22 protein-coding genes, 1 pseudogene and 1 riboswitch are annotated in these 25,434 nt (G+C 72.4%); of the genes and pseudogenes, 13 read left to right on the top strand and 10 right to left on the bottom strand.

Annotation, left to right across the window (positions count from 1 at the left end):
• Nucleotides 1-46: 46 nt before the first annotated feature.
• Complete coding sequence (locus ASF23_RS12960; RefSeq protein WP_055954157.1) at nt 47-769, bottom strand: LysR family transcriptional regulator substrate-binding protein; 723 nt, start codon at nt 767-769, stop codon at nt 47-49.
• Nucleotides 770-874: 105 nt separating this feature from the next.
• Between ASF23_RS12960 and ASF23_RS12955 the strand changes: the two genes are divergently transcribed.
• From ASF23_RS12955 to ASF23_RS12945, 3 genes are read left to right on the top strand one after another with little or no spacing between them, the layout of a single operon-like run.
• A complete protein-coding gene (locus ASF23_RS12955; protein WP_055954154.1) occupies nt 875-1,255 on the top strand; it encodes a DUF5997 family protein in 381 nt (126 codons plus the stop codon).
• A gap of 39 nt (nt 1,256-1,294) precedes the next feature.
• Nucleotides 1,295-1,840 carry a hypothetical protein gene (locus ASF23_RS12950; RefSeq protein WP_055954152.1) on the top strand — a complete coding sequence of 182 codons (546 nt, stop codon included), beginning with the start codon at nt 1,295-1,297 and terminating at the stop codon, nt 1,838-1,840.
• A gap of 40 nt (nt 1,841-1,880) precedes the next feature.
• Entirely contained in the window at nt 1,881-2,417 is a 537-nt protein-coding gene (locus ASF23_RS12945; RefSeq protein ID WP_055954149.1) for an Lrp/AsnC family transcriptional regulator, read from the top strand.
• 51 nt (nt 2,418-2,468) lie between these two features.
• Here the strand turns inward: ASF23_RS12945 and ASF23_RS12940 are convergent, their stop codons facing one another.
• Nucleotides 2,469-2,900, bottom strand: a complete 432-nt coding sequence (locus tag ASF23_RS12940; RefSeq protein WP_082474127.1) for a GNAT family N-acetyltransferase — start codon at nt 2,898-2,900, stop codon at nt 2,469-2,471.
• A gap of 110 nt (nt 2,901-3,010) precedes the next feature.
• On the opposite strand from ASF23_RS12940, the gene ASF23_RS18710 reads away from it, so the two are divergent.
• The 6 genes and pseudogenes from ASF23_RS18710 (at nt 3,011) to ribH (ending at nt 13,309) form a co-directional block, all read left to right on the top strand.
• Nucleotides 3,011-4,342, top strand: a complete 1,332-nt coding sequence (locus ASF23_RS18710) for a hypothetical protein (RefSeq protein ID WP_055954147.1) — start codon at nt 3,011-3,013, stop codon at nt 4,340-4,342.
• A 2,823-nt stretch (nt 4,343-7,165) separates the two neighbouring features.
• Entirely contained in the window at nt 7,166-8,551 is a 1,386-nt protein-coding gene (locus ASF23_RS12915) for an alpha/beta hydrolase (RefSeq protein WP_055954135.1), read from the top strand.
• A complete protein-coding gene (locus tag ASF23_RS18380; RefSeq protein WP_156364502.1) occupies nt 8,548-11,088 on the top strand; it encodes a bifunctional lysylphosphatidylglycerol flippase/synthetase MprF in 2,541 nt (846 codons plus the stop codon). Before ASF23_RS12915 ends, ASF23_RS18380 begins: the two co-directional genes overlap by 4 nt.
• 58 nt (nt 11,089-11,146) lie before the next feature.
• Nucleotides 11,147-11,281: riboswitch (FMN riboswitch) on the top strand.
• A gap of 74 nt (nt 11,282-11,355) precedes the next feature.
• Nucleotides 11,356-12,072 carry a riboflavin synthase gene (locus tag ASF23_RS12905; protein WP_055954129.1) on the top strand — a complete coding sequence of 239 codons (717 nt, stop codon included), beginning with the start codon at nt 11,356-11,358 and terminating at the stop codon, nt 12,070-12,072.
• Nucleotides 12,072-12,758: pseudogene (ribB, locus tag ASF23_RS12900) on the top strand (3,4-dihydroxy-2-butanone-4-phosphate synthase); the annotation flags it as partial. The gene ASF23_RS12905 and the pseudogene ribB, both read left to right, overlap by 1 nt.
• 59 nt (nt 12,759-12,817) lie before the next feature.
• Nucleotides 12,818-13,309, top strand: a complete 492-nt coding sequence (ribH, locus tag ASF23_RS12895) for a 6,7-dimethyl-8-ribityllumazine synthase (protein WP_055954126.1) — start codon at nt 12,818-12,820, stop codon at nt 13,307-13,309.
• A 194-nt stretch (nt 13,310-13,503) separates the two neighbouring features.
• On the opposite strand, the gene ASF23_RS18375 is transcribed toward ribH, so the two are convergent.
• Both ASF23_RS18375 and ASF23_RS12890 read right to left on the bottom strand, forming a co-directional pair.
• Complete coding sequence (locus ASF23_RS18375; protein WP_156364501.1) at nt 13,504-13,677, bottom strand: hypothetical protein; 174 nt, start codon at nt 13,675-13,677, stop codon at nt 13,504-13,506.
• A 100-nt stretch (nt 13,678-13,777) separates the two neighbouring features.
• Complete coding sequence (locus tag ASF23_RS12890; RefSeq protein ID WP_055954123.1) at nt 13,778-14,341, bottom strand: TetR/AcrR family transcriptional regulator; 564 nt, start codon at nt 14,339-14,341, stop codon at nt 13,778-13,780.
• A 175-nt stretch (nt 14,342-14,516) separates the two neighbouring features.
• Between ASF23_RS12890 and ASF23_RS12885 the strand changes: the two genes are divergently transcribed.
• From ASF23_RS12885 to ASF23_RS12875, 3 genes are all read left to right on the top strand, one after another.
• Nucleotides 14,517-16,046, top strand: a complete 1,530-nt coding sequence (locus tag ASF23_RS12885) for an MFS transporter (RefSeq protein WP_055954120.1) — start codon at nt 14,517-14,519, stop codon at nt 16,044-16,046.
• Nucleotides 16,047-16,252: 206 nt separating this feature from the next.
• The gene (locus ASF23_RS12880; protein ID WP_055954117.1) at nt 16,253-16,783 is read left to right on the top strand and encodes a flavin reductase family protein; all 531 of its coding nucleotides are present in this window, start codon (nt 16,253-16,255) and stop codon (nt 16,781-16,783) included.
• A 46-nt stretch (nt 16,784-16,829) separates the two neighbouring features.
• Complete coding sequence (locus ASF23_RS12875; RefSeq protein WP_055954115.1) at nt 16,830-17,444, top strand: superoxide dismutase; 615 nt, start codon at nt 16,830-16,832, stop codon at nt 17,442-17,444.
• A gap of 178 nt (nt 17,445-17,622) precedes the next feature.
• Here ASF23_RS12875 and ASF23_RS12870 read toward each other — a convergent pair whose 3' ends face one another.
• Nucleotides 17,623-18,195, bottom strand: a complete 573-nt coding sequence (locus ASF23_RS12870) for a TetR/AcrR family transcriptional regulator (protein ID WP_055954112.1) — start codon at nt 18,193-18,195, stop codon at nt 17,623-17,625.
• A 388-nt stretch (nt 18,196-18,583) separates the two neighbouring features.
• Here ASF23_RS12870 and ASF23_RS12865 point away from each other — a divergent pair, with 388 nt between their 5' ends.
• On the top strand, nt 18,584-19,513 hold the full coding sequence (locus tag ASF23_RS12865; RefSeq protein WP_162236771.1) for a carbohydrate kinase family protein: 930 nt from the start codon (nt 18,584-18,586) through the stop codon (nt 19,511-19,513).
• 180 nt (nt 19,514-19,693) lie between these two features.
• Here the strand turns inward: ASF23_RS12865 and ASF23_RS12860 are convergent, their stop codons facing one another.
• The 5 genes from ASF23_RS12860 to upp all read right to left on the bottom strand — a co-directional run bounded on the left by ASF23_RS12860 (nt 19,694) and on the right by upp (nt 25,391).
• A complete protein-coding gene (locus tag ASF23_RS12860; protein ID WP_055954106.1) occupies nt 19,694-21,223 on the bottom strand; it encodes a serine hydrolase domain-containing protein in 1,530 nt (509 codons plus the stop codon).
• Nucleotides 21,224-21,239: 16 nt separating this feature from the next.
• Nucleotides 21,240-22,592, bottom strand: coding sequence for a cryptochrome/photolyase family protein (locus ASF23_RS12855; RefSeq protein WP_055954104.1), 1,353 nt, complete (start codon nt 22,590-22,592; stop codon nt 21,240-21,242).
• Nucleotides 22,589-23,065: a MarR family winged helix-turn-helix transcriptional regulator gene (locus ASF23_RS12850; RefSeq protein WP_235510885.1), complete on the bottom strand. Its 477-nt coding sequence runs from the start codon at nt 23,063-23,065 to the stop codon at nt 22,589-22,591. Before ASF23_RS12850 ends, ASF23_RS12855 begins: the two co-directional genes overlap by 4 nt.
• A gap of 303 nt (nt 23,066-23,368) precedes the next feature.
• The gene (locus ASF23_RS12845; RefSeq protein ID WP_055954098.1) at nt 23,369-24,160 is read right to left on the bottom strand and encodes a winged helix-turn-helix domain-containing protein; all 792 of its coding nucleotides are present in this window, start codon (nt 24,158-24,160) and stop codon (nt 23,369-23,371) included.
• A 595-nt stretch (nt 24,161-24,755) separates the two neighbouring features.
• Nucleotides 24,756-25,391, bottom strand: a complete 636-nt coding sequence (gene upp / locus ASF23_RS12840; RefSeq protein ID WP_055954094.1) for a uracil phosphoribosyltransferase — start codon at nt 25,389-25,391, stop codon at nt 24,756-24,758.
• Nucleotides 25,392-25,434 lie beyond the last annotated feature (43 nt).

Below are 25,434 nucleotides of genomic sequence, written 5' to 3'. Positions count from 1 at the left end.
CTGCGCCGTGTGGCGGTGAGCGCCTGCCACGCAGGCCGACCCGGCGTCAGCCGCGGCGCTTCTTGCCCTTGGGGCCGCTCCCGCCGGTCCGCCGTGTGCCGCTCTTGTACCTGGCGTTCGCGAGCTGGGCGCCGCGGGAGTTCGGGCCACCCGGGATCGGCTTCTGCTTGGGCGTCGGCTGCTTCTTCTCGGGGGCCGGGGCAGGGGCTTCCTCGGGCTCGGCGCGTCCTCGAGAGCTGTTCACCGATCGGCCCCGGACGATGCCGATGAACTCCTCGATCAGCTCGGACTCGCCGTCGTGCGCACGCCAGACCAGCGCGACGCGGGTACCCGTGACGTCGACGAGCGGCCGCCCGACGAGCTCCTTGCGCGACGCCGCGCGGAACAGCGAGTGCGGCAGGACCGCGTAGCCGACGCCCGACTCCACGAGGTCCAGGAGCGCATCGACGTCCTCCGGGACCAGGTCCTCGCCGAGCCGTGTCAGCCCGGCGAGGTCGGCGGTCGTCAGGGTGTCGTTGCGGGCGAGGTCGGAGTCCTTCGGGACGGCGGCGACCGGCGTCTCGGTCCACAGCGGGATCGCGGTCAGGTCCGGCGCGACGGGGAGCCGCGCGAAGCACATGTCGACGTCGCCGTCGAGTGCGGCCGAGACGTCGTCGTGTCCGATCGCGCGCAGCACCAGGTCGGCGTCCTGCAGCCGTTCGCGCCAGACCCTGACCCACTTGGCGGGGGAGACCCCTGGCACGAAGGCGACGGTGAGGGTGTCGGACATGGTGCAACCGTACCGGGGACGTCCGACCGGCCGGGCCGGGGGCGCTCCGCGGACGTTCTCCACACCCGGCCGCCGGGTCGGGCGGAGTCCCGTACCCTTGGGGACATGGCGCAGGAACAGATCATGAAGCCCGAGACGGCCGCGAAGAAGCTCGGCATACTGCTGTCCGCCGCGCCGGAGGAGTTCCGGAACGAGCCGATCACCCGGACCGCGTTCGACGAGATCCAGGCGAACCCGCCGGAGTGGCTCGCCGAGCTCCGTCGCACCGGCCCGCACCCCCGGCCCGTGGTCGCCGCCAAGCTCGGCGTGTCGATCTCCGGTCTCGCCCGCGCGGGTGTCGACGACACCATGACGACCGAGGACATCAAGGCGCTCCTCACCGAGATGCCGGCGTGGCTCGTCACCGAGCGGTCCACCCAGGCGGAGGTCCGCGCGGAGAACGTCCGCGTCAAGGAGCAGCGCGCCGCCAAGGCCTCGGCCGAGTAGCCCGCACCACCGGACCCCTCGACCCCGGACCGCACCCCGATGCACGACACCGTCACCGACGCGATGCTCGTCGTGCCGCAGTTCGCATCCGTCTGCTGCGTCGTCGGTGATCGCTACCGTCCGCGGCCCGGCGTGGTCGTCCCGGCGGCCGTGATGCTCGTCGCGATGCTGCTGCCGGCCTTCGACGCGCGGCCGGGGACCATCGTGCTCGCGGCGACCGTCCTGCTGCTCGTCGCGCCGCTCCCGGTCATGCGGCGTCGTCGTCCTGACGGTCTCCGGGCCGAGCCGATGGACGTGCACCGCGCGCTGTCCGCCGTCGTGATGGCGGGGATGCTCCTCATGAGCGCCGCGACGTCCGCGGCAGCGACGTCCACGGCAGCCTCGGTGAACGGGGGTTCGGCGCACGATGCGATGTCGCACGGCGTCGCCCTCGGAGCGGTCCTCGGCGGCGGGGTCATCGGGTACTGCGCGTTCAGCGGATGGCTCCTCCGGTACGAGTGGAACCGTGCCGATCGGCGGACCGTCCGGAGCGCAGAGGTGTTCGCGATGACCGTCGCCGTCGTGGGCATGACGCTGGCGATGTGAGAGTCTGAGCCCGAACACCCTTCGGACAGGAGGCTCGACATTGCTCGATCATTCGGCGAACCCATCCCAGATCGACGCGTCCACCGTGCGCATCGACGAGGTCGACGAGCGGATCCTGTGGGTCCTCGCGGCTGACGCGCGCATCCCGAACAACCGATTGGCGGCGATGGTCGGGGTCGCGCCATCGACGTGCCTGACACGGGTGCGGGCACTCGAGGAGGCGGGTGTGATCCGTGGCTACGCGGCCTCGATCGACGCGTCGCGACTCGGGTTCTCGATCGAGGCGATGGTGTCCGTCCGGGTGCACGCCGCCGCCCGCCGGGAGCTCCGCGAGTTCGCGAAGCGGTTGCTCCGGGTGCCTGTGGTGCTCGACGTGTCGTTCCTGGCGGGGGACAAGGACTTCCTCGTGCACATCGCGTGCACGTCCACCGAGCAGCTCCGGGACTTCGTCGCGGACGAGCTGAGCGGGGACCCATCGGTCGCGACGACGCAGACGAACATCGTGTTCGAGCGGCTCGTCGCCGACCGGACCGACCAGGCGCGGTCGTACGCGGAGCTGCGGCGCTGGAGGGCGTAGCTCAGGCGCTGGCGGGCGGAGCTCCGGCGCTGGCTGACGGAGCTCCGACGGTCAGCGCGTCCGGGTCATCGGGATGTGCGGGATCTCGTCCTCGAGGAACTCGTCCCCGCTCTGCACGAACCCGAAACGCCCGTACCAGTCCCGCAGGTGCGCCTGCGCATCGAGCGCGATCGACGCGCTCCGGCACGACGCGATCGCGCCGCGCATGAGGTCTGCCCCGAGGCCGGCGCCCCGAGCGCTCCTCGCGGTCGCGACCCGACCGATCCGCTCGGTGCCGTCAGCCTCGCGCAGCACCCGGAGGGTCGCGTCCACCGAGCCGGAGCCGGTCCACCACTGGACCGTCGCGGGCTCGAGATCGCGGCCGTCGATGTCGGGGTAGGCGCAGCCCTGCTCCACCACGAAGACCTCCTGGCGGAGACGGAGGATCTCGTGGAGCGTCACGACGTCGAGGTTGCGGGTCGGGGCGTTGAAGATCGAGGCCACGGCTGGTCCTTCCTGGGAGATGGACGAGAGGGGTCTGGCGCAACAGCGACGCCGGGGGTATCGTCTCGGCCAACCACTCTACGTGCGCAGCCAGATCAGGAGGTCGGCGCATGAACACATCGTTGCGCGCTCCCTGGCGTGCACTGCTCAGGATCGCCCTGCTCGGCGTCGTCGTCGCGGGGGCGCTCACCGTGATGTCGCTGCTCTTCGGAGGCCGTGCGGCACAGGCCGTCGAGCCTGTCCCGGCACCGGCCGCGTCGCAGCAGTCGCTCGGTGCGGCACTCGGTTCGACCGTGCACGGTGTGGTGAACGGCGTCGGATCGACGCTCGACTCGGTGGCACACACGGTGGCTCCTGCAGCGCCAGCCCCAGCTCCGGCAGCTCCGGCTCCGGCAGCGCCAGCGCCTGCCCCACGGCCGGTCGCACCCGCTCCGGCCCCCGTGCACGTCGCACCGGCTCCGGCGACAGCGCCCGCTCCGGCGGCAGCGCCGGCTCCAGCGCCCGCTCCGGCGGCAGCGCCCGCTCCGGTCGTGAGCGCACCGACGACCCGGCCTGGAGGCACGCCCGCCCCCGCCACAGCAGCACCCGTCGCGCAGACCCCGGCTCCCGCACCTGCGGCGCAGACCAGCGTCGCCGACGCGCTCCGTCCGACCACCGACGCGCTCGCCGGTCTCACCGGGCATGCGATCGTCGGGTCGACACTCACCCCGATCGTGGAGGGCGTCGACACCGTCGTGGGCAGCCTGCCGATCGTCGGTCCGGTGCTCGGCACCCACGTCCTCAGCACGGTGACCGCTCCCGTGACCTGCCTCGTCGACGGTGCCCTCGGCACGGTCGGATCGACCCTCGGCGACGTGCCGGTGGTCGTCGGTGCGCTGCCCGCTCCGATGGGCGACGCGCCGCTCGGCGGCGGACTGCCCGGATTCCCGGGCACGACGATCCCCGGTACGACGATCCCCGGCTCGACCACCCCCGCAACGACGCCCACAGGTGCCATGGGGTCCGGTGCTCCGTCCGCGGGTCACGGAGCCGGCGCGGGCACCATCTCGCTCCCCACAGCGACCACGACGACCACCGCAGCGACTGCGGGATCGGCCGCCGTGGTGGCGAGCTCCCCGGCGGACGCGGTGTCGGTCGTGCCCGCGCAGATCCTCCACGTGCGGACCTCGACGCTCGTCGGCGACACTGGATCGGTGACCACCCCCGGTCCCGACGGCCAGCCCGTAGGACCCGGCGCGCCCCTCCCGGCCGTGCCCAACGCTCCCGTGCCGAACGGTGCCACCGGCACCGGATCCACGGGTGGATCGGCAGGCGGCCAGACGGTCGCCGCCGGCTCCGACACCTTCGGCCTGATCGCCCTCGCGATCGGCGCCACCGTGACCGCTGACGACGCGACGCTCCCCGCGTCGGTCGTCGCGGACCACGACGTCGCACCTGACTGAGAACGTCGCACCTGCCCATCGGCAGGACGCGCATTCGCCGATCCCGGCGATCATCCATTCTCAGATCAGGAGCAATTCCCATGAACAAGTACGTCTCCAGAGGGCTGTGGTTCACCCTCGTCGTCGGCGGTATGACTCTCGGCGGAGGTGTCGCGGCGCACGCAGCCGAGACGACCGGCGCCGACGGCATCGCCTCGGGCACCCAGGTCAGCGCGGCCGCGGATGCACCCGTCCACCTCACGGACAACGCCGTGAGCATCCTCGGCAATGCGGTCTCGGCGGTCGCCCCGGCTCCTGCCCCGGCAGCCCCGGCTCCTGCCCCGGCCGCTCCGGCTCCCGTCGCTCCGGCGGCTCCGGCGGCTCCGGCGTCGACCACGTCCGGTGCCCATGGCATCGCCTCGGGCACACAGGTCGCCCCGGCGGTGACTGCGCCGGTCGACGTCGCCTCGAACGCGGTCGCGGTCGTGGGCGATGCCGTCTCGGCATCGGCACCTGCGGCTCCGGCTTCGGCTCCGGCAGCTCCCGCACCCGCCCCCGCCGCGTCGACTCCTGCCGTCGCGTCGACGTCGGGGCTCGACGGGCTCCTCTCGGGCACGCAGGTCCTCCCGCACGTCAGCGTCCCGATCACGATCGCCGACAACGGCATCGCGGTCGTCGGCGACGGCACCTCGGCCTCGTCCGGATCCGCGGCTCCGACCGCTCCGGTCACCGCTCAGCCGGTGTCCGGCAGCACCTCGGGCGAGCACGGCATCGGCTCCGGAACGCAGGTCCTTCCCGACGTCACCATCCCGGTGACCGTCGCGGGCAACGGGATCGGCCTCATCGGTGACGGCACCGCGGCGACCGGATCAGGCGTCACGGCATCGGCACCATCGGGCACGGCACCGGCATCGGCATCGACGTCCTCCGGGTCGGACGGGGTGCTCTCCGGCACGCAGGTCGGCGGCGGCATCACGCTGCCGGTCACGGTCGGCGGGAACGGCATCGGCATCATCGGTGACGGCACCTCCATCAGCTCGGGCACGGCGACGGGGACCACCCCCGCCACGGGCACGGGCACGGGCACGGGCACGGGCACGGGGTCGACGACCTCGGGTCAGGACGGCATCGGTTCGGGTACGCAGGTGATCCCGGTCATCTCGGCACCGGTCACGGTCGGTGGAAACGGCATCGGCATCGTCGGTGACGGCACCTCCACCAGCTCGGGCACGACGACGGGGACCACCCCCGCCACGGGCACGGGCACGGGCACGGGCACGGGCACGGGGTCGACGACCTCGGGTCAGGACGGCATCGGTTCGGGTACGCAGNCACGGGCACGGGCACGGGCACGGGGTCGACGACCTCGGGTCAGGACGGCATCGGTTCGGGTACGCAGGTGATCCCGGTCATCTCGGCACCGGTCACGGTCGGTGGAAACGGCATCGGCATCGTCGGTGACGGCACCTCCACCAACTCGGGCACGACGACGGGGACCACCCCCGCCACGGGCACGGGCACGGGCACGGGCACGGGGTCGACGACCTCGGGTCAGGACGGCATCGGTTCGGGTACGCAGGTGATCCCGGTCATCTCGGCACCGGTCACNCACGGGCACGGGCACGGGCACGGGGTCGACGACCTCGGGTCAGGACGGCATCGGTTCGGGTACGCAGGTGATCCCGGTCATCTCGGCACCGGTCACGGTCGGTGGAAACGGCATCGGCGTCGTCGGTGACGGCACCTCCACCAACTCGGGCACGACGACGGGGACCACCCCCGCCACGGGCACGGGCACGGGCACGGGGTCGACGACCTCGGGTCAGGACGGTATCGGTTCGGGCACCCAGGTGATCCCGGTCATCTCGGCACCGGTCACCATCGGCGGGAACGGCATCGGCATCATCGGTGGCGGCACCTCGACAGGCTCGGCCGTGACTGACCCGGGAACCACAACCCCGGGAACCGCCACCCCGGGGACGACCGACCCCGGCACGACTGACCCGGGAACCACCACTCCGGGGACGACTGACCCGGGAACCACCACCCCTGGGACGACCGACCCCGGATCCGGCACCACGCCCGGCGTCATCACCACCCCGGTCGCCGACCCCGGAACGGGTCCCGGCATCGCGACCACGGCTGACGTCGTGACCACCCCCGCCGCCCGGACGACCGCGACCGTCAGCGCACGGACCATGCCCGCTGTCGCCACGTCGGCCGCAGCAGCTGGTACGAGCAACCCCTCGCTCGCCTACACCGGGGCGGATACGACACCGGCGCTCCTCGCGGGCCTGCTGCTGCTCCTCGCGGGTCTCGGACTGTTCCTGGCCCGTCGCATCACGGCGGCCCGTCGGACGGTCGGGGTGCGAACGGAGACGATCCGCAGCTGAGCTCGCGGACACCGCAGCCGCGGCGCGTGGTCACCAGCCACGCGCCGCGGCCTCGGCGTGCCCGCACCCCGGTGGTCATCGCGGACGACTGCGCGGGCGGATGCCGGGACGGACTGGAGGCGCGGTTCCGACCCGCACCGTGCCTCCAGTCCGACAGGCGGTCGCGCCCGGTCGCACCCGGTCGCGCCCTACCGGAAGTGCGCGCGCCGACGACAAGCGCTCGCGAGGACGCGCGCGCACTTGTCGTCCGCACGCGCAGAACCCGCGCCCACCCGCACGCGCAGAACCCGCGCCCACCGGGAAGAGCAGAACCCGCGCCCGCCCGCTGTCCGTTCGCCGGATGCCTGCTGGGTGCGGCGCAGGTACTGCCTGTGAGAAGCGGCAGCGCCCACGGCCCCGGTTCGCAGCGATGTTCGGCCACGATTGGTGCGTCCCTGGCGAAAGAAGCACCATGTTCCACGACCTGCTCCGGATCCCGATCGTCACCCCGTCGGTCCTCGTCCCGGTGGACGTCCTCGCGGCGCTCCTCGTCATCGCGGTCCTCGTTCCGTCACCGCAACGACACCCCTCAGTCGCGACCGCGACCGACACCGGTACCGAGGGCAGGACCGCGGCCGCGACCGAGAACGGACGCGGCCCGTGGCGACGGATCGCCGTTCGCATCGGCGCGATGCTCGTCGCCGCCGCCGTCGGCCTCGTCGCGGTGTGGTGGATCGGCGACGTGCAGGACGCGTTCGGCGTCGACTTCACACCGGTCACGCGGATGTGGGTCGCCCTGACCTTCGCTGCGGTGGGCCTCCTCGTCGTGGGGCTCGTCCAGGGCGGCAACGGTCGACGTGGTCTCGCCGTCGCGGCGACCGTCTGCGTCGCGTTCGCCGCGGCCCTCGGGATCAACGTCGACTTCGGTGCGTACCGGACGATCGAGCAGGCCGTCGCCACGAACCCCTACCCGTCCGCGACGCTCGGTGCCGAGACCGGCATCGGCAGCAGCGCGGCCGCCGTGGTCGATCCGCAGACGTGGTACGCACCCGCGACGATGCCGACGCACGGCAAGATCGTCTCCGTCCGGATCCCGGCGACGACCTCGCACTTCCACGCGCGTCGTGCCGTGGTGTACCTGCCGCCGGCGGCGCGGACGATCGACCCGCCGGTCCTGCCCGTCCTCATCAGCCTGTCCGGGCAGCCGGGGCAGCCGAGCGACATGTTCCAGGCCGGCCGACTCGGTGCCGTGATGGACGCCTTCGCCGCCGCGCACCACGGGCTCGCACCGATCGTCGTCGCGCCCGACCAGCTCGGGGCGCCGAACCGGAACCCGATGTGCGTCGACTCCCGGCGGCTCGGCAGGTCGTCGACCTACGTGATGACGGACACGACGCGGTGGATCCGGTCGCACCTGAGCGTCGGCGCAGCACCGGCGGACTGGGGCATCGTCGGGTTCTCGCAGGGCGCCACCTGCGCGATGCAGTTCTCGAGCGAGTACCCCGAGGTGTTCGGCACGACGTTCGCGATCTCGAGCGAGCTCGCACCGTTCACCGGCAGCGTGCAGAACAGCGCCGACGTCGCGTTCCACGGGTCCCTCGCCGCCTACCGCGCCGCCGCCCCGATCGCGATCATGCACCGGAACGCGCCGTACACCGACCACTTCACCGAGTTCGCCTACGGCAGCGACGACGCCCCGTACGCGAGGTCGACGAAGCTGCTCCGCGCCGGTGCGATCGCCGCCGGCATGCGGACGACCACGATCGTCTCGCCGGGGACGGCGCACGACTGGAACACCGTGCGGTACTCGCTGCAGCACGGCATGCCCGCGGTCATCGCGCACATGGGTCTCCGGTGAGCGCCCCCACGGACGGGCGCCGTCCGCCCGCCGACGAGGCCCGAGCGGCTGCGGACGCCAGGAGGGACGCGCGTCGTGCCGCGGTGGCCCGCGCACGCACCCGATGCGTCGCGGCCGTCCGTCGGACGCCCTTCACGGCCGTCGTCACGCTGCTCCTGCTGGTCGGCAGCGTCGCGATCGCGATCGTCCGCGCGTCCGGCCGGGAGGCACGGTTCGGCTCCGACCCGCTGGTCTCGGTCGGGTACCTCCGCCCGTTCGGCGTCGTGGCCATGACGAGCGGGCTGCTCGCGACCGTCGTCACGATCGTCGCGGTGGCGGTCCTCGTCGGCCGGTCCGAGCGGCTGCTCGGATGGCGCCGCACCCTGCTGGCGTTCGTCGTCACGACGGTGCTCGGAACGGGCGTCGGCGCAGTGCTCCAGCTGTTCGACGGGTCGACCCGTCATCCGTGGCACGCGTTCCTCCTGCACGTCGGCAACTACGGGCCGTGGACCTCGATCGCGGGGACGGTGCTCACCGCGAGCGCGTTCGCAGGTCCGCTGTGGCGCCGCCGCATCCGGGTGACGGCCCTCGCCGTCGTCGGTGCGCTCCTGCTGTACTCCGGACACGCGGCGGACCTCTACTCCACGCTCGCGGCGCTGACGGGGCTCGCGCTCGGACCGCTCCTCCGCCGGACGCCCGTGCGCCGGGGCTGGACGCGCAGCTCGTCGCGCGAGGTCCGGGTCCTCCTCTCGACGGTGGTCATGGTGTCCGCCGTCGGCCCCGTCATCGCGCTCCTCTCCGGCGCGCGGTTCGGGTTGCTCGCCCCGCTCGCCGAGGTGCTCGGGTCGAACGCCCTCGCCGCTGCGCCGCACTGCACCGTCTCCGGCATCACCGACGCGTGTGTCGACGGGCTGGCCGCTTCGCGTCCGCACGGGTTCCTGTCGCTCGTCCTCGCCGTGATGCCGCTCATCGTCCTGCTCGTCGGCGCGATCGGGCTCGGGCGGGGCAGCCGGTTCGCGCTCTGGCTCGTCGTCACCATCGACACCGTCACGGCGATCGCCGCCGCCGTGTCGTACGGCCTGGTCCCCGCGATGCACCGCACGGACGTCGACGGCCGCGTGGTCTCGGACCACCTGGCCGTGTCGCTGTCCATCGTCGCGTCGGTGGTCGTGCCGCTCGCCACCGCGGTGGTGCTCGTCGTCCGGCGGGCGGAGTTCCCGGTCCGGACGAGCCGTCGGCGCATCGCCGGCTTCGTCGTGGTCGTCGTCGTCGCCTTCGCGGTCCTCGCCGCGATCGTCGTCACGGTCGCCGCGGTGTCCGGTCGCACGGTGCACGACCCGCTCCGGCTCGCCCTGACGGTCCTCGGGCCGATCGCCCCCGTGACACTGCCCCACCACGTGGCACTGAGCGCGCCGGTGCTCCGTGTCGTGATCGGTGTCGCCGGTCCACTCCTGTGGCTGGTCGTCGCCCTCGCCGCGATCCGTCCGACCGGTGCGGCGTCCCCCGAGGCCGACCTCGACGGGCACAGCGCCGACCGGGTGCGCGCCCGCGCCCTGCTCGTCGCGGCTGGCGGCGACACCTTCGGGTGGATGACGACGTGGCAGGGCAACGACTACTGGTTCGCCGAGGACGGGCGCGCGGCGGTCGCGTTCCGGCGGACGGGTCGTGTCGCGGTGACCGTCGGCGGACCGTTCGGGTACGAGGACGCCAGACCGTCCGCACTCGAGGGCTTCGCGCGATCGTGCGACGACAACGGCTGGACGCCGGTGTTCTACGGCATCGACGCACAGCTGGCCGGACACCTCGGCGCGCTCGGCTGGGAGACGCTGCCCGTGGCGGAGGACGCGGACTTCGACCCGCGCACCTGGACCACGACGGGCAAGAAGAAGCAGGACGTCCGCACCGCCGTGAACCGGGCCACCCGCGAGGGCGTCACGGCGCTCTGGTCGGACTGGGCCTCACTCCCCGCGTCGGTCGCGCGGCAGATCGAGGCCATCTCCGAGGAGTGGGTCGCCGGCCGCGAGCTCCCGGAGATGGGCTTCACCCTCGGCGGCGTCGACGAGATGCGGGACCCGATGGTCAGGACCCTCGCCGCGGTCGCCGAGGACGGGACCGTGCTGGCCGTGACGAGCTGGCTCCCGTCCTTCCACGAGGGTCGCGTCGTCGGCTGGACGCTCGACGTGATGCGCCGACGGCCGGACGCCCCGAACGGCGTGATGGAGTTCCTCGTCGCGAGTGCCGCCGACCGTTCCCGCGAGGACGGCGTCGGACGGCTCAGTCTGTCGGCGGCTCCGCTGGCGTCCTCGGCGGAGCCGTCCGGCGCGGACCGGAGCGGTGTCGAGACGGTGCTCGACGTCGTCGGGGGAGCCCTCGAGCCGGTGTACGGGTTCCGGTCGCTCCTGCGGTTCAAGGCGAAGTTCGGACCGGACCTGCACCCGCTCGTGATGGCGTACCCGGACCCGGTCGCGCTGCCGACGATCGGCATCGCGATCGTGCGGACGTACCTGCCGGGCCTGTCGCTCGGGCAGGCGATGTCGATCGTCCGCGAACGCCGATGACGGTCCGCGACACCGCCGGGCTCGGGTCGAGCGTCGTGGGGTAATGTCGGCGGCACGCAAAGCGCTCCGGGGTCGGTGGGATTCCGAACCGGTGGTGACAGTCCACGAGCTGCGTGCGGGCCTCGGTCCGGACGTGGTTGACCCGGCGGAACTCCGGGACCGACGGTGAGAGTCCGGATGGGAGGCGCGCTGGGCGGGAACGATCCGTCGTCCCGTCTGCGCGGCTGTCGTCGTCGCGCCCCGGAGTCCATCAGAGACAGGACTCCAGTGTTCACCGGCATCATCGAGGAACTCGGCCGCGTCGACCGCATCGACGACCGTGGCGACTCCATCGCCCTCACCGTGCACGGCCCCCTCGCGGTCGACGGCGTGCAGCACGGCGACTCGATCTCGGTGAGCGGGGTCTGTCTCACGGTGGTGGAGCACGACGAGGAGTCGTTCACCGCGTTCGTGATGCGTCAGACGCTCGACATGAGCGTGCACGGTGCGCTGCGTGTGGACGACACGGTGAACCTCGAGCGCGCGGCCCGGGTCGGCGACCGGCTCGGCGGCCACATCGTCCAGGGGCACGTCGACGGGACCGCGACGGTCCTCTCCACCGAGGACGGCGACGGCTGGCGCCGGGTCCGGTTCGCCCTGACGCCGGCCCTCAGCCCGCTCGTCGTCGACAAGGGCTCGGTCGCGCTGTCGGGGGTGAGTCTGACCGTGAGCGCGGTGTCGGACGAGACCGTCGACGCGGCCACCGCCTGGTTCGAGGTCTCGCTCATCCCGGAGACCCTGGCCGCCACGACCCTCGGCGCGCTCGTCCCCGGAGACGCCGTCAACGTGGAGACCGACGTCCTCGCTCGGCACGTCCGGCGGATGCTCCGGCTCGACGCCGCGTCCGCGTCGGTCGCCGCGTCCGCGTCGGTCGCCGCGTCAGCGTCGGTCACCGCGCCCGGAGCGGGTGCCGTCGCCGACGAGGCCGGACTGGAGGGACGGTGATGGTCGCCGACGCCGCTCCTGTCGACCGGACGGTCACCACCGCGCCGGCGACTCCGGGACTGTCCACCATCGGGGACGCCCTCGCGGCGATCGCCGCCGGGCGCCCGGTCATCGTCGCGGACGACGAGTCCCGCGAGAACGAGGGCGACGTCGTGCTCGCCGCCGAGCTCGCGAGTCCGGAGTGGATCGCGTGGACCGTCGCGCACTCGTCGGGGTTCATCTGCGCGCCGGTGAGCGCCGAGATCGCGGATCGTCTCGACCTGCCCCCGATGGTCAGCCACAACGAGGACGTCCGGGGCACCGCCTACACCGTCACGGTCGACGCGGCCATCGGTGTCACGACGGGCATCAGCGCCCACGACCGCGCGCGGACCCTCCGGGTGCTCGCCGACCCGGGCTCGGTGCGCGACGACCTGCACCGACCGGGCCACGTCGTCCCGCTCCGTGCCCGGCCGGGCGGGGTCCGCGAGCGGCCGGGGCACACCGAGGCGTCGATCGACCTCGTCACCGCCGCGGGGCTCCGGCCGGCGGCGGCCATCTGCGAGATCGTCGACGACGACGGCGAGATGATGCGCCTCCCGCGACTCCTGGAGCTCGGCGCGCACGAGTCCGTGCCCGTCATCACCATCGCGGCGCTCGCCGTGTGGCTCGACGAGCGCGACGTGGCGGCCGCTCGACCAGCAGCAACGACCGAGGAACCGACAGCGACAGCGGTGCCGACGACCGGCACAGAGGGAGAACAGGCATGAGCGGAGCAGGCGCGGCGGACCGCGACCTCGTCGACGGCAGCGGGGTCCGTGTGGCCATCGTCGCCGGGCAGTGGCACGACACGATCGCGGACGGTCTGCTGCAGGGCGCCCTCCGTGAGGTGGCCCGCCTCGGGGCCGAGGCCGAGGTGCTGCCCGCACCGGGGAGCTTCGAGCTGCCGGTCATCGCCAAGGCGGCACTGGAGTCCGGGTTCGACGCCGCGGTGGCCCTCGGCGTGATCATCCGCGGCGGGACGCCGCACTTCGAGTTCGTGTCCGACGCGGCGACCTCGGGGTTGACCCGCGTCGCACTCGACACCGGCAAGCCCGTCGGGTTCGGGGTCCTGACCCTCGACGACGAGCAGCAGGGGATCGACCGCGCGGGGCTCCCCGGGTCGAAGGAGGACAAGGGCGCCGAGGCTGCCCACGCGGCCATCTCGACGGCCGTCACCCTGCGCGCCCTCCGGCACCGTCCCTCCAGTCCGGCCTGACGCGCGCCTGCGCGCCCGCGCCCGACCCCCACGAGGCGACCGCTCTGAACACCCTCGTCCGGCCCGAACACGCGCATCCGCGTGTTCGGCCCGGACACCCGTGTTCAGAACACCTCGGCGCGAACGGCGCACGGCGCAAGCGCGAACGACGAACGGCCCCGCACCACGAGGGTGCGGGGCCGTTCGCCGTGCGCCTAACGCTTGGAGAACACGTGGATCGGCAGTGCGAACGAGAGGCACATGAGCACGATCCCGCCGAAGAACACCCACGCCTGGAGACCGGCAGCGGCCTGGAACGCCACGGCGAAGAGGTAGATCGCAACGACGAGCAGTGCGATCGAGAAAACTGCTGCGATGACGCGGCCCACGGTGATACCTCCGGTGCTGAGCGGGTGTTGACCTCAAGTCTATCCCGAGGTGCGGACGTCGGACGTCACGTGCCGCGGGGTGCCCGACGGGCCCCTGACCTCAGGCCGTTGGTCGGGCGTCCACGACGCGGTCGACGACCTCGAGCAGGGCCACCATGTCGACACCCTCGGGCCGTCCTGCCGCCGCATCCGGATCCCCGCCCGCCGCGATGCCGAGTGCGGCGGCGTGGTACAGCCCGTCACCCATGAGCTTGATCGCCTGCGCGGTCGGCACGTCGCCGAGGGCGTCGACCAGGGTCTCGAGCCATGCGTCCTCGGTCTCGTCGAGGGTGCGCTTGGCCTCCTCGTACCCGGCCTGCTGGAGCCGCGCCGACGCCAGGAGTGCGAGGTCGAGTTCGCTCCCGATGTACTGGCTGCCGCGGACGAAGTACCGGGCGGGACCCTCCTCGGCCTCGCGCATGCGTTCGACGTCGATGCCGGCGAGGTCGGACAGGCGTTCGCAGAGGCCCGTGACGAGCGCTGCCTTCGAGCCGAAGTGGTACAGGAGCCCGCCCTTGGACACGCCCGCCCTGGCGGCCACGGCGTCGAGCGTGGCGACGCGCTCGCCGTCCTCGCAGACGATGCCGACGAAGCTGTCGAGGATCCGGTCGCGCGCACTGGCCATGCCGCAATCGTAGTGAGCGCCGGGGGAGCGGAGTGCTAGGCACCCTCCGCTCCACTGGCCTGGTGACGATTTGCCGCACAACCGTCCAGACGGTACAGTAGATCCTGTTCATCTCGCCGCGACGTGATCACCCCGCCGCCTGCGCAGCACCACCGTTCCACCCGGAAGCACCGCCATGTCCACGCTCCTCGCCCCTCCGCGCCCGCGCGCCGCCACCACCACCCGAGCACGACGCTTCGCCGCGCTCGCGGTCCTGATGCTGCCCGTGCTGCTCATCGCCGTCGACAACACCGTGCTGAGCTTCGCCCTGCCGGCGATCTCCCGCGACCTCGACCCGAGCGCGACGACGCTGCTCTGGATGGTCGACGCCTACCCGCTCGTGCTCGCCGGGCTCCTCGTCGTGATGGGGAGCCTCGGCGACCGGTTCGGCCGCCGCCGGATGCTCTTCATCGGCGCGACCGGCTTCGCGGCGTTCTCCGCCGCGGCGGCGTTCGCCACCGACTCGTGGATGCTCGTCGCCGCCCGGGTGGCGATGGGGCTCTTCGGCGCGATGCTCATGCCGTCGACGCTGTCGCTCATCCGGAACGTCTTCGAGGACCGGACCGAACGGCGGATCGCCCTCGCCGTGTGGTCGTGCACGTTCTCCGCCGGAGGTGCGATCGGCCCGCTCGTCGGCGGTGTGCTCCTCGCCCACTTCCACTGGGGCAGCGTGTTCCTGCTCGCCGTGCCGATCCTCGTGCTCCTGCTCGTGGCGGCGCCCCTGCTCGTGCCGGAGTCCCGCGACCCGCACCCCGGACCCGTCGACGTCATCAGCATGTTCCTGTCGCTCGGGGCACTCGCCCCGACCGCCTGGGCGATCAAGTCGATGGTCCACCCGGACGAGCGCGGCGCGGCGATCGCCGCCGTCGCGGTCGGCGTGGTGTGCGGGATCGCGTTCGTGCGTCGGCAGCTCCGCGCGCGGACCCCGATGCTCGACGTCCGGTTGTTCCGGAGTGTCCCGTTCAGCGGGAGTGTCGTGATGAACATGACCGCGATGTTCTCCCTGACCGGGTTCCTGTTCTTCATCTCGCAGCACCTGCAGCTCGTCGCCGGCCTCGACCCGTTCGCGGCCGGGCTCGTGCTGCTGCCCGGCACCGTGCTCTCGATCGTCGCCGGGCTCGTCGTCGTGCCGATCGTGGCGCGGGTGGCTCCGCGATGGGTCGTCGGCGTCGCGCTGCTGTTCTCCGCCGTGGCGTACACGATGGTCGCGGTGCTCGGGCACGGGGCCTCCATCGCGGCACTCGCGATCGCGTTCGTGATGCTCGGGATCGGGATCGGCGCGTCCGAGACCGTGACGAACGACCTCATCGTCTCGACGGTGCCCGCCGCGAAGTCCGGGGCTGCCTCGGCCATCTCGGAGACCGCCTACGAGATCGGCGCGGTGCTCGGCACGGCGGTGCTCGGGACGGTCCTGAGCCTGGCGTACCGCGCGCACGTCGTGGTGCCGGACGGACTGCCGTCCGGCTCGCACGCGGCAGCCGAGCAGACCCTCGGCGGTGCGGTGTCGGCTGCGGCGGACCTCGGTGGTACGGCGGGTGCGGCGCTCCTCGACTCGGCACGCGCCGCGTTCGACTCGGGGGTGACGGTGACCTCCGGCGTCGCCGCGGTGCTGATGGTGCTCGCCGCCGTCGGCGCGTGGTTCTCGCTCCGCAGTGTCGAGCGCTGACGCCGGCCGGTCTCAGCCACCCACCGGACTGGAGGGACGGTGCACGCCCGCCCCGCGCCTCCCGTCCGTCTCCTGCACAGTGGGTGCGTGTCGCTCGGCGACACCCCGAACCTGTGAATCGTTGACCTCAACCTAGGTTGAAGTCCTACGTTGGGACGTGGTCCGGATCGGGCCACCCCAAGCCAGCAGAGGACGAGTCCAGAACGATGCCCGACGCCCCCCTCCCGACACCGGGCGATCCCCGCGACCTCGCCGACGCCTACAAGTCGGCGTTCCGCGGACATCCCGCCGGGGTCGCGGTGATCACGGCCGACACCGAGGACGGACCGACCGGCCTGACGGCGTCGAGCGTGGCGTCCGTCGCGGTCGACCCGCCGGTGCTCGTGTTCTCACTGTCCACGAACTCCGGATCGGCGGGCGCGATCCTCGGCGCCCCGGTCTTCGTCGTGCACCTCATGCGGACCGGCGGGGTGGCGCTGGCACGGCGGTTCGCCTCGACCGGGAGCCCGTCGACCGACGAGCCCGGAGTCTGGGACCGACTGCCGTCGGGGGACTGGTACCTGCCGTCCGCCGCCGCTGCGCTCCGTGCCCGTCCGCTGTCCACGACGCCGATCGGCAGCTCGACCGTCGTCGTCGCAGAGGTCCTCGACATCGTCGTCGGCCTCGACGAGGGGGAGCCCCTCGTCTACCACAACCGGGAATTCCACTCCCTCACCGATCGTTCCCGACTCGCATAGCGCCCGTCGAGGACCACACCCGTCAACCCCAACGAAAGGACACCCGATGGCTGAGTACACCCTGCCGGAACTGCCGTACGACTACGCCGCACTCGAGCCGCACATCAGCGGCAAGATCATGCAGCTGCACCACGACAAGCACCACCAGGCCTACGTGACCGGTGCGAACACCGCGCTCCAGCAGCTCGGCGAGGCTCGTGAGTCCGGCAACTTCGGTGCCATCAACAAGCTCGAGAAGGACCTGGCGTTCCACCTCGGTGGACACGTCAACCACTCGATCTTCTGGACCAACCTCGGCCCGGACACCAAGGTCCCCGAGGGCGAGCTCGCGGCGGCGATCGACGAGTTCTTCGGCTCCTTCGAGAAGTTCCAGGCGCAGTTCGCCGCCGTCGCGAACGGCATCCAGGGCTCCGGTTGGTCCGTGCTCGCATGGGACGTCGTCGGGCAGAAGCTCACCACGTTCCAGCTGTTCGACCAGCAGGGCAACATCCCGTTCGGGCTCGTCCCGATCTTCATGCTCGACATGTGGGAGCACGCCTTCTACCTCGACTACCTGAACGTCAAGGCGGACTACGTCAAGGCCGTCTGGAACATCGTCGACTGGGAGAACGTCGCGGCGCGCTTCGCCAACGCCAAGACCCAGAGCTTCGTCACGCTCTGAGCTTCGTCACGCTCTGAGCCGACCTGCGGTCTGACGACCGCACGACGAAGGCCGCCCCGGTGTCCGGGGCGGCCTTCGCCGTGCTCGGGGTCCGGAGCGGCCTTCGCCATGCTCGGGATGCGGGGCGGCCCTCGTCGTGCGCGGGGTCAGTGCCCCGTGCAGTGGTGTCGCCGGCCGGTCAGCGCTCGACCAGCGCCGTGCGGGCGGCGAGCCGTTCGGCGATGCGCCGGAGGGCGTCCTCGACCCGCTCCTCGTGGTCCAGGAGCCACCCCCACTGGACGCCGCGTGCGGCGAGGACGGCGTCGTTCGCGGACTGCTCCGCCTGTGCCGGCTCGACGCCGTGGTGCTTGCACCAGGCGGCGACGACCTCGACCTGACGCTGGTGCATCGCGCGGTGCATCGTCCGGTCACCGAGGGACTCGACCGACCCGAGCTCGAACGTCAGGCGCGCCGCGAGGGCACGATCGGTCTCGTCGAGTCCGCCGTAACAGGCGACGAGGTACCCCGCGAGTGCGTCGACATCGGCGTCGGGGTCGAGTTCGGCACTGGCGGACTTCTGGGCGAGATGCTCCACCACCGCGTCGAGCAGGGCTTCGCGGGACCCGAAGTGGTACACGATCGGGTAGGCACTCGTGCCGAGGACGCGTCCGAGGCCGCGGACCGAGACGGCCTCGACCGGGGTCGTCCGGAGGTGCGCGGCGACCTTCTCGACGATCGCCGGCTTCAGCGTCGGGTCTGGCTTGCGGGGCATGGGGGCTCCTCGGAGGATCGGGGGTGCGCCTCGAGGGGCGCGGACGGACCGTCGGACGGTGTGACCGGACTGCACGACCGGACTGTGGTTCCCGGCCGGGGGGCCAGAGGGCACTGTGAACTCTTGTCGCACTCAATATGTTACCGGATGAATGCACTATTGCGACTGAGAGATCGCCTGGCAGATGCGAGACGAACGAACACCGCCCGTCTCCTGGACGAGCACCGCCCGTCATCTGGACGAGCACCGCCCGTCTTCTGGGGGCGTGGGACTGGAGACTTCCTCGCGTTCAATCGATACCGTGGCAGCGATGTCTCGCGATGATCCCCGTTCCGACGCCACCACCACTCCGCTCCGATCCGGCCGGGGGCGGCAGGCTCCTGCTCGCGTGGCACACTCGGCAGGGCTCGGACGACGGCGCCGCGGTGCGGGCACGCGCTTCCTGGTGGTGGGCGACGCGCTCGACGCGATCATCGTCGTCACCGACCTCGCGCGGACCGGACCGGACCACGACCTCGCGGCGACGATCCGCCAGCGTCCGGACGGCTCCGGCGCGAACACCGCCGCGTGGCTCGGGTGGCTCGGCGCCGAGGTGGACTTCGTCGGCAGGGTCGGCGTCGACGACGTGCACCGCCACGAGCAGTCCCTGCGGAACGCCGGGGTCACACCACACATCGGCTACGACGCCGGAGCCGCGACCGGCGCGGTGGTGTCCGTCCAGACCCGCGAGCGTCGGGTCGCGATGGCCGATCCGGCTGCCGGCGCAGCGCTCGATCCGCTCGACGTCGACCCGGACCTCGTCGAGCAGGCCGACGTCGTGCACGTCACCGGCGCAGCGATGCTCGGCACGACGACGCCGGAGCACCTCGCCGGGCTCGTGCACCGTGCGAAGGCCGGCGGTGCGCGCGTGTCGATCGACCCGTCCTCGCCGGGACAGCTCCTCGACGTCGGACCCGAACGGTTCCTCCGCGCGATCGACGGTGCCGACCTGCTGCTCCCGGACCTCGCCGAGGGACGCGCGCTCACCGGTCTGGATGCGCCGGACGACGTCGCAGCAGCACTCGCCCGGCACGTCCCGCTCGTCGTGCTGACGCTCGGCGACGCCGGCGTCGTCATCGCACGCGCCGGGCGGACCCCGCAGCGGGTCGCTGCGCCCGACGTCGAGGTCGTGGACTCACTCGGCGCCGGGGACGCGTTCGCCGCCGGGTTCCTCTGCGCATGGGCGACCGACCCGGTCCGCGTCGGGGCGGCGGCGCGGGAGGGCGCCCGCGTCGCGGCGCGTGCCCTCTCGGTGATCGGCGGCCGACCACCCGTGTGAGCGACAGGCCCGGCCGCCTGACTGCGGCGGCTGCCTGCCTGCGGCGGCTGCCTGCCTGCGCCCACCGCCTGACCGCACCGGTCACCCGTCTTCGCCATTCGGCCGTCTGCACCGATCGGCCGTCTGCACCGTTCGGACCCGTGGGCCGCTCCACCCGTGCCGCTCCAGCCGAGCCGGATCTCAGCGCCGCGCGTCGGTCTCCGGCGACTCGACCCGGACGATCAGCGTCTGCACGAGGCCGGCCGCGAGCGGTGCGAGCCGCAGCTCGACGAGCAGGTCGGCGGCGGTGCCGTGGATGCGCCACCCGAGGTGCGTCGGCGCATCCGACCACTCGGTGGTCGGACGGTCGGTCGGTGTCGCTCCCGCTGTCGTGATCGCGGCCCCGAGCGCCGCGCGCCGACGATCGCGCGGCACGTCCAGGTCGACGTTCGGTGCGAAGGTCGCGTCCGCCAGGTCGTCCCGCCACGCACTCAGGAGGCGCGTCACGGCACCCTGCGCTGCCCGCGTCTCCGGAAGCACCCGGTCCGTCGCCGCGGCACCGGGCAGTTCCCCGTGTCGGGGGAGTCGCTCGAGCAGGAGGTCGTGCGCTGCTGTCGCGGCGACCGGCACACGGGCGGCCGTCGCGTTCTCGAACGCGACCACCCCGAGGCCGCTCGTGGTGCTCCATCGCATGTGCGCGGAGAACCCCGGGTAGCCGCCGGAGTGCGAGGCGACGGGCCCGACGACCGGGTGCTCCTCGACGACCAGCCCGAACCCGTACCCGGTCGGTCGCGGGCCACGTCCGGGGATCGACCGCTGCGCCTGCTGCATGAGCCGACGGTGTGCCCTGGTCACCGGCGAGTTCGGGACCGTTCCCGCTGCCCGTGGCCCGGTCCCACCGCCGGGCATGGCCGAGCCGGACGCGTCGGGGCGGAACGCACCGGAGAGGTGCGTCGCCCAGCGCGCCAGGTCGGTCACCGTGGAGAACAGGCCGCCGATGCTCGAGAACGCGCCGGGTCCGGACAGGGGCAGCTGCTCCCAGCCGCCGTCGTGCGGGCGGACCCCGCGCACCACGTACCCGGCGTCTCCCGGCGCCGTGAACGAGGTCGACGGCATCCCGACGGGGTCGAGCACCGCCGACGTGGCGAACTCGCGGAAGCCCACGCCCGACGCACGACCGACCACGCGGCCGAGGAGCGCGTACCCGAGGTTCGAGTAGGCGTACCTGGTGCCGGGGGTGGCGTCGAAGAGCAGACCACCTCGGAGGACGTCGTCGAGCGCCTCGTCGGTGATCGACTCCTGACGGTCGGCCCAGGGATCGTCCGTCGGGAACCCGGCCGACATCGTCAGGAGCATGCGGAGCGTCGGCGCGGGGGAGTCCGCGGTGGGCAGGCGGACCTCGTGGAACGCGGGGACGAAGTCGGTGATCGGGGCCTCGAGGTCCACGAGACCCCGCTCGACGAGGAGCATCAGCGCCGCCGCCGTGACGCTCTTCGTGCAGGATGCGATCCGGTACACCGTGTCCGCGTCCGGGGCCCGGCCGTCACCACGGTCGCCGTGGCCGCCACTCGCGACGAGGCCTGCGGCATCGAAGACCCCCCAGACGCTGCTCGGGGCCACGCCTGCTGCCACGCGGTCGCGGAACACCGTGTCGACGGCGACGAGGAGCTCGGCGGGAACGCGTCCGGAGCCGTCGGCGCTGTGTGCGGCCGTCGTTCCCGTCGCCGTCACACCCGACCCCCCGGGCTCACGACCGGCGCATCTGGTCGTAGGCGTCGAGTGCCCGCCTCCGGCTCTCCTTGAGGTCGACCATCGGGTCCGGACGGAGCTCGTCGGCCGGGATCCACTGCTCGATGTACGCGCGGTGCCCGTCGAACTTCTGCGCCTGCAGGTCCGGGTTGAACACGCGGAAGTAGGGCGCCGCGTCGAAGCCCGTCCCGGCGACCCACTGCCAGTTGGCCGGGTTGTTCGCGGTGTCGGCGTCCACGAGCGTGTCCCAGAACCACTGCTCGCCGATGCGCCAGTCGACGAGCATGTTCTTCACGAGGAAGCTCGCCGTCACCAGGCGGACACGGTTGTGCATCGTGCCGGTGGCCCAGAGCTCGCGCATCCCGGCGTCCACGAGGTCGATGCCCGTGGTGCCGTACCGCCAACGGTCGAGCTCGTCCTCGGACACCTCGCGCCACGGGAACGCATCGAACTCACGGCGCACGTTCGTCGTCTCGAGGGGGTCGCTGTGGAACCGCTCGTTCCAGTTGAACTCGCGCCAGGCGAGCTGTCGGAGGAACGCCGGTGCCTGCTTGCGCTGCTCTGGCTCGAGGTCGCCGTGCATGCGGTGCCACACCTGGTACGGACTGATCTCGCCCCAGCGGAGGTGCGGGCTCAGCCCGCTCGCGGCGTCGGCGGACGGCTGATCGCGCTGGTCGTAGTCCTCGAGACCGTTCGCGATGAAGTGCCGGAGGCGTTCGGCAGCGCCGGCTTCGCCCGGCGTCCACTCGTCGCGCAGGCCGCCAGCCCAGTCCGGAGCGGACGGGAGGAGCCCCCAGTCGTCGAGCGCATCGGTCGCGGTGTGCGGGTGCCGGTCGGGCAGCTCGCGGGGCTTCGGGAGCGGGTGGCGCGGCTCCGGCATCGCCTGGCATGCGCGCCAGAACGGCGTGAAGACCTTGTACGGCTCACCCTGGCCGGTGCGGACGGTCCACGGCTCCCAGAGCAGGTTCGCGGCGAAGCTGTGGGCCTCGACCCCGTCGTCGTGCAGGGACTGCTTGATCCCGGCGTCGAGGTCACGCTCCTGCTGGCTGTACCGACGGTTCCAGTACACCGCGTCCGCGCCGGTCTCCTCGACGAGGTCGGCGATGACCGTGGCCGCCTGACCTCGGCGGAGCGTCAGGCCGGACCCGCGCTGGTGGAGGTCCGTGTCGAGGCTCGTCAGCGAGCCGTGCAGCCACCATCGTGTGGCCGCGCCGAGGGTCCGGACGCCGTCGGACTCCTCGTCGAGGACGTACACGACGGTGAGGGGGCCGCCGTGGTCGATGCCCGCGCGGAGTGCGGGGTTGTCGGCGAGCCGGAGGTCGTCGCGGAGCCAGACGATCGTGCCGCTCATGCCGGGGCCACATCGGTCGATGTGCCGGCGCCGGCGACCGCGCTCGCGGTCCGGAGCTTGCGGCAGAGCGTGGTGAGGGTGCGCAGCTCGTCGTCGTCGAGCCCGGCCCCGAGCTGGTCGGCGATCGTCGAGGCATGTTGCACCGCGACCCTGCGGTACAGGTCGAAGCCGTGGGCCGTGAGCGCCACGATGACCCCCCTGGCATCGGTCGGGTCAGGCTGCTTGTCCACGATGCCACGCGCGGCGAGGCGCTCGACGAGCCGGCTGATGCTCGGTTGCGTCAGGAGGAGGTGGCCGGTCAGGTCGCGCATCCGCAGCCGGCGTCCGGGCTGCTTCGAGAGGTTGAAGCAGACGTCGTACTCGTTGAAGGAGATCTCCGCCGACGGGAAGTCGGCGTTGAGGGTCCGCATGACGGTGACCTGCGCCCGGAAGAGCGACTCCCACGCAGCAACGGCCGTGGCCTTGTCGCTCACTGGTGCTCCTCCCCGCTCGGCATCCCACAATGCTACCGACGGGTGGGGACATCGGCCCGGCGTGACAAGAGCCGGGCCGCGAGAGGCGTCGCGGCCCGGCCCTTTCCCTTGCACCAAGAGTGTCCTGCAATCACATTCCGCGGACGCCGCCACAGCAAACAACGTCCGCGCCGCAAGAATATAACGAGATGGTAACGCAGCGATAGTGACCGGAACGTCGTCTTCCTGGGAACTCGCCAAGAGCGTCGGGCGCCGGACCGCGTGCGACGGCGGCGAGAGTCCGGCGCGGAGCCCGGGTCGGACTCAGAAGAGGTCGGGCGACGGCGTCGACGCATACCGGACGGCCACGTCGGCGTGCCGGTCGAACCGGTAGCCGACACCCCGCACGGTCCGGACGATCTCCTCGAACGCACCGAGCTTCGAACGGAGCCGGCGGACGTGCACGTCGATGGTCCGCTCGTTCGGGATCTCGTCGTCGCCGTCGGACCAGAGGCCCTCGATGATGGCACTGCGGTCGACGGTGCGGCCCTCGCGGAGCACGAGGAACTGCAGCAGCTCGAACTCCTTGTAGGTCAGCGCCGCCGGTTCGCCGTCGAGGAGCACGCGCTTCCGGGAGATGTCGATGACGACACCGGTCTCCTCGGGCTCGGCGGTGACGGCCAGTTTGCGGGCGGCGACGGCCGAGCGGTCCTGCAGCGCGAGGCGGACGACGTCGACGTCGCGGCCGCCGGAGCCCTCGGCTGCCACCGCGACCGCCGCGTAGGTCTCCGTGGCCGGGACGAGCTGCGCGGTCAGGGCCCTGAGCTGCTCGACGACGGCGGCGAGGGTGGTGCCGGCGGCGGCTGCGGTCGCCTCGTCGAGACCGACGTACAGGGCGAAGCCGCGGGCCTCGGTGCCCTCGGGGAGTGCGCGGTTCCGGATCGGTGCCACGACCGGGCTGGTCGGGAGGGTGTCCGTGACGGCGGTCGGCTGGACCGGGACGGGGCGCGACGCGGAACCGAGGTCGGTCCGGACGGCTGCGGTCCGGACGGGTGCGGACGGGGCTGTGGCGGCCGTGCCGGCTGCGGGACGGGGGCGATCGATCGTGAGCGACATGATGGTCCTTCGGAGAGTGGCGCGGGGCGCCGGTGCGTCGAATGCGTCGTCCCCGGGTGCGACCGTGCGCTGGCCCTGCGACGTCGACGGATGCGATCCGGGACGGTCGGGGCTGGTGCTCACGGGTGGCTCGCAGAGCCGAGGGGAACGGACGGGACTCGCGACGGAGGTGCTCGTCGGGGGAGTCGTCCGGGGATCGTGTGCGCGGCGGGGTCGCCACCGCGGAGGATCCGGCTGGAACGGGTACCGGTCAGGCACACATTCGACAACACATGACCGCCATGGCCGGCATCATCATGCCGGGAGTCCCCTGGACCTCGATGAGGACGCGGGTGGACACGGAATCAGTCATGGACCGAGTATCGGCGGTATACCAACGCGCTGTCAACCGTCCGCCTGGTGCAGTCGACGGTCGTCGCGACGGTGGTCGCGACGTGCGCGAGACGGACTGGAGGTACGGCGGACGCGGGCCGGCGGGCTCGGCTGCACCGTCCCTCCAGTCCGGCACCCGCGGTGGCACTGCCAGCGCGACGGCACGGCGTCCGGCGAACCACGGGACGTCGAGGTGCGCGCACGGTCGCGCGCCGCGGAGGCGTTACTCGGCGAGCCCGTACAGGCGGTCGCCCGCGTCGCCGAGGCCGGGGACGATGTACCCGTTCTCGTCGAGTCGCTCGTCGAGCGCACCGAGGACGACCGTGACGTTCTTGCCCTCGGTCTCGCGCTCCACGGCGGCGAGGCCCTCCGGCGCGGCGAGGATGCAGACCGCGGTGACGTCGTCGGCACCACGGTCGAACAGGTACTGGATCGCCGCGTTCAGCGAACCGCCCGTCGCGAGCATCGGGTCGAGCACGAAGCACTGGCGACCCGAGAGGTCCTCGGGGAGCCGCTCCGCGTAGGTCTGCGGCTGGAGGGTCTCCTCGTTGCGGGCCATGCCGAGGAAGCCGACCTCCGCCGTGGGGACGAGCTTGACCATGCCCTCGAGCATCCCGAGGCCCGCGCGGAGGATGGGCACGACGAGCGGACGCGGCTTGGCGATCGAGACGCCCATGGTGTGTGCCACCGGGGTCTCGATCGGCGACGCGGTGACGCGGACGTTCCGGGTGGCCTCGTAGGCGAGGAGGGTGACGAGCTCCTCGGTCAGCGCACGGAAGGTCGGTGACGGGGTGGTCTTGTCGCGGAGCACCGACAGCTTGTGGGTGATGAGCGGGTGGTCGGCAACGTGAACGCGCATGTCGTCAGGCTACCGGGAGCGGGTGGTCGGCGCTGCGCTGATC

This window comes from Curtobacterium sp. Leaf261 (genome assembly GCF_001422205.1).
GTDB lineage: Bacteria > Actinomycetota > Actinomycetes > Actinomycetales > Microbacteriaceae > Curtobacterium.
The sequence above is the reverse complement of the archived record's forward strand: the minus strand, read 5'-3'. Positions and strand labels throughout refer to the sequence as shown.